Source organism: Gilliamella sp. B2969 (assembly GCF_026536195.1).
Lineage (GTDB): Bacteria > Pseudomonadota > Gammaproteobacteria > Enterobacterales > Orbaceae > Gilliamella.
On the sequence record NZ_JAFNOP010000023.1, the window covers coordinates 1 to 4,736 of the forward strand.

At 33.9% G+C, this 4,736-nt stretch carries 3 protein-coding genes and 1 pseudogene; 2 read left to right on the forward strand and 2 right to left on the reverse strand.

Annotated features, from left to right (window positions below):
• The first annotated feature begins 837 nt into the window (after positions 1 to 837).
• Together J3U66_RS12750 and J3U66_RS12755 are read left to right on the forward strand one after the other, a co-directional pair.
• Positions 838 to 2,280: an LTA synthase family protein gene (locus J3U66_RS12750; RefSeq protein ID WP_267334569.1), complete on the forward strand. Its 1,443-nt coding sequence runs from the start codon at positions 838 to 840 to the stop codon at positions 2,278 to 2,280.
• 8 nt (positions 2,281 to 2,288) lie between these two features.
• A pseudogene (locus J3U66_RS12755) lies at positions 2,289 to 2,714 on the forward strand (LysE family translocator); the annotation flags it as partial.
• Between the two features lie 141 nt (positions 2,715 to 2,855).
• Here J3U66_RS12755 and J3U66_RS12760 read toward each other — a convergent pair.
• Both J3U66_RS12760 and J3U66_RS12765 read right to left on the reverse strand, forming a co-directional pair.
• Positions 2,856 to 3,419, reverse strand: coding sequence for a hypothetical protein (locus J3U66_RS12760; protein WP_267334573.1), 564 nt, complete (start codon positions 3,417 to 3,419; stop codon positions 2,856 to 2,858).
• Between the two features lie 151 nt (positions 3,420 to 3,570).
• Positions 3,571 to 4,736: hypothetical protein (locus tag J3U66_RS12765; protein WP_267346545.1), on the reverse strand; the 1,166-nt coding region annotated here is incomplete at its 5' end.

Below are 4,736 nucleotides of genomic sequence, written 5' to 3' on the forward strand. Positions count from 1 at the left end.
GTGGCTGGCTGGCTGGCTGGCTGGCTGGCTGGCTGGCTGGCTGGCTGGCTGGCTGGCTGGCTGGCTGGCTGGCTGGCTGGCTGGCCCCGTAAACAACTGTATTTTAACATATTTTTAATCCTTTTTAAATAATCCATTGTTCTTTTATACTAAATTTTGAACAAATACTGTATGCCAGTCATAATATTGACTGACCGAGTATAAAAAAAACAATCAAACTCATAAATGATAAAATAGTTAATAATTGTAAAGTCTACTTTAATGATAGCTGATAATAATTTGTAGGTTTGCTGTTTATTTAAAAAGTGAATACATACCGTATCGTTATCGATCTTATTGCTTAAATTAAACTGTATAGATCGGAAAGATGCTTTACCAGTAGCAATCACTTCATAAGCTTTATTTTATTTTCAGAAAATAACAGAATGATAACTGTGTTTATATAATCTTTTTTTATTTATTCAAAAACAAGTTAAGTTATTTTAGTTTTCGATACATCTAACCTCTAATAGACAATGTTATCTTCATCCACATATTTCTCAAATTTATAGGTCACGCATAATAGTCAGAATCTTTGATAACAGAAGTAAGTAAAAAAACCAATAGCAACAAAACAGTGAAATTCTTCATATTATCGTTTTTTTTATTAACCTATTAATTTAATATCAAAAAAATAAAAAAGAGATTATTAATTTTTTTTAATAACTTTAACCGCCAATGCTGAGTGGCCAACAATAATGGAATATAATGTTCGTTATACCACCCTTGGTTACTTTTTTATTTTTTCAAGAATACGTATATACTGTGGCAAAGTTAATTGCTGAGTAACACGTTTTTATGCCTTTATCTACCCTTGTTATTTTACCTTTTTTGCTACTAACTATTCTTTTCGCTTCATTATTTAAACAAAAAAAATGGCAACTATTGATCATAGTATTAATGACCGTTTTTATTGTGATGGAACTGACCTCAATCTATTTTAGTGGTGGATTTATCGATTATCAGTTTTACGTTAATTTAAATGTTAATGATATTATTGAAGGGCTGTTTATCTTTAAATTACAAGCCGTACTTGTGATTGCGGTATTTTTTATATTGATATATTTGCTGACAAAGTTAGCTAATTTGTGCCAACATAAATGTCGATTATCGATTCGAATATTAATTGGCGTAATAGCAATTATCTCATTAAGTTATCAAAACGGTCCATTTAGCCGAATATACGAGATCTATCAAGTGACCTGTGCACCTAAACGATCATTTGAGCAGGCACTACACGCATTAAACATGGACAATTATCCAAATAAGCAACAAATCACTAGTGAAAAAGGTAAAAATATTATTGTTCTATCTTTAGAATCGTTTGAACAAGGTTTTTTTGATTTTACTGATATTACGCCACATTTACGCCAACTACGGCAAGACTATACCTTCTTTGCGAATATGCCAATGAGCCCTGGTAGCAGTTGGACAACAGCTTCAATGTATACTTATATGACTGGCATGCCATTTTTAATTGGTGAATATTCGACATCGCCGCTGGCCAGCGCAAATAAAACACAATTAGTCAGCTTGGGTGACGTACTCAAACAAGCAGGCTATGAAACGCGCTATGTTATGGCTGGCCCTGAATTTGCGGGTATTGGACACATAGCCGAGCTGTTAGGCATGCAAGTCGTTTCTGAGAAAAACTATGCTGGCCAATATCCTAATGCGCCTTTTGGTTTATATGATAAAGATATATTAGAAATAGCCCACAAACAGGTAACGAGTTTGCATAGCTCAGGTAAACCCTTCGCGCTATTTATTTCAACCATTTCAACGCATGCACCAAATGGTTTTTATGACGAACGAATGCGATCGGTGATTGCACCGAAAGACGATAATATGTCATTTGTTGCTGCTTCGTTAGACTATAATGTTGGTCAGTTTATTAAGCAGTTAAAAGATCAAGGACTACTTGAAAACACCGTGTTTTATATCTTTCCCGATCACTTAATGATGGGCTCTGCAACCCCAACGATAAAACATCTTTCAGAAAAAGAACGTAAGCTTTATTTGCTCACAAACGCACAAACAGTTGATTTACAAAAAACACCTGATCAAACCATTTATCAGATTGATTTACCAAGGCTCATTTTAAATGGCGCTCAAATTAACAGCAATGTTAAATTTTTAACCGATTATTTAACTCAACCAAATTTAGATAAAAAACAGTATATTGAACAAAATAAATCGGGCATTGCTAGTTTAAATCAAGCTGCTCAACTGTTGAATTAGGCATAATTATGACTCTTGATACCGTACTTTTAGTGTCAACCATCAGTTGTCTTGGCATGATTTCGCCTGGCCCTGACTTTTTTTTGATTTTGAAAAACAGCTTAACTTATAGCCGAAAAATAGCCCTGTTGACGTGTTTGGGAGTCATCACTGCAATATTAATCCATATGAGTTATTGTGTAGCCGGTGTGGCAGTACTGATTGCTGCTACGCCATTACTGTATAATGTATTACGCTATGCGGGCGCCGCTTACTTATTATGGCTTGGCATTAAAGCATTACTTGCAAAAAAGACCAATTCTACTTATGTCAGTCAACAATTAATTGACAAACAAATGTCCGCTAAATCCGCGTTTATGCAAGGGTTGTTGTGCAACTTACTTAATCCTAAAGCAACGTTATTTTTTCTAGCTATTTTTACACAGGTATTAAATTAACTTGTTGATTGGTTAGATACTTAGCCGACTTGATATCGGCTATTTCATTATTGTGTGAATAACTTTCTCTCAAAAAAGTGTGTTGAGATTTTACATTATTTGAAAAAATAAAAATGCATGTTTTTTATACTAAAAATTTTATCTCAGACGGCTTCGCCCCTGTGATAAAATTTTTTCCTTCAAACCTCGGATAAAACCCGATTCTATTGATGATGGATATTTATCCTGTCGCCAATTCATTAAAAAATAATACTCTTGCTCGCTGAGTGTTAGCTGCCTGCTGGCTGCTAACTTTCTGCTCAAAGCTGATACTTCTAAGTTTTTCTCAGCCTCTACTAGCTCTGTTTTATTATTTCGCTCGATTTCTTCTTTCTTTAGTAGATAATTTTTTTGCTTGAGATACCAACTGTTATAATCTGTCAAATCCTCTATTTCATGTGTTAACTTTATTTCATAACCATAATCATGATGAATTAATCTACGACCAAAATGTTTTTCTAAGGTTGAAACCGGTAACCCCCCTCTAAGAATAAGATCGCCACCACATTTTTTATGACGAACACCGCATACTTTCACCAAAAGATTTAACTCTATTCTAGCCAAATAAAGCGACATGCCATACAACTGCGCAAATATTCCTTGCTTGAAAAAATAAATACTAGTGCGACTATTACTTTTCTCTAATTTATCAATTATATCCATACTACATTTCACCTATATCTAATCAATAGTGATTATGAATTTTAATCAAATTAACCCAGTAATTTCTGTTATATATCAATAAAATTACATTTCAAGTAATTGAAAAAATTATATTTATTATAACTAAAATACTTTTTGAATGTGATATTATTTAAGGTGTAACACACGCTACTCGTCCATTTCCAAACGGATCGATATCGCCAAATTCCGAAAAAATATTATAATTATACTTAACACCGTTTATAGTATTAACATCCGATACCCAATAATTTCCTATAGCCCATCCACTATCACTATAATATGAATCTCCCATCCATGTCCCTGCAGCAATCGCCCCCCATTCATTAAAAAAACCACCAACCCATTTACCAGTACTACCATTCCTATAACTAATACTACGTTGATAAACATTACCTTGTCCTGGCACACCTAAATTAAAATGATATTGAGATGTGTTAGCATTGGTATAATCTTGTAATGAAGGCATTCGATAATTTGATCCTAAATTTCGACAAAATTGCACAGCATCAGAATAATTATTTATATAATCCACACCTTTTATCCCAGGTTTAACAATAAACCATCTGCTTAAATTGAATTGATAAATAATTTTACTTTTAGCTGAATCCCCATAAAATTTAAATATTGAAGAAATAAAATTATTGTTAGCTGATGTTAACGTCGGTCCTTTTAACGTTACTCTTACCACATTACCATTGATATTATTATTCTCAGCAGTGATAGATAAATTTACACCACTTCCAGAGCTAGGCATAATTTGAGCACCATTTATAGAAATAAATTGACCAGCAGTTAATCCAGCAATTGTCATTTTAAAAAAGTAATTATTTGTACCGGTTGTTGGGAAGTTCGATAATGGATTTTTTAGATCCTGCGGTTTAAAACCGCGATCTGGATCCCACTGAGTTACAGGCCCTGCATAATTTCCTCCTTCATACTCATCCCCTGCTTGTATACCTTTTCCTTGATACAAATTTGGTTGTACATAACATACTTTAGGCGTACTTGGGTAAAGATAATAACTATGGCTGCCTCCCGTAAAGCTTCCTATTGAGGGGATCCCATAATTTGTTGCTAACGAACCTGCATCAGCACTGAGTGTTAATTTATAGGGCGATTTACACGCATCTAATTCACTATTCGGATTCGACTTGACATAATTGGTGACATCTTCTCCTGCCGCATTTTCCCACTTTATTTGCATATTACCCGTTATCGTAAATAATTTATCACCATCCGGATCGTGCCAATAATTATTTGTCACGACCACATTGGCTAAGGTCGTTGATGGATAAT

Bases quoted from the DNA above. Each gene is read 5' to 3' on its own strand.
- J3U66_RS12750 (WP_267334569.1), top strand. From the start codon at position 838: ATGCCTTTATCTACCCTTGTTATTTTACCTTTTTTGCTACTAACTATT.
- J3U66_RS12760 (WP_267334573.1), bottom strand. From the start codon at position 3,419: ATGGATATAATTGATAAATTAGAGAAAAGTAATAGTCGCACTAGTATT.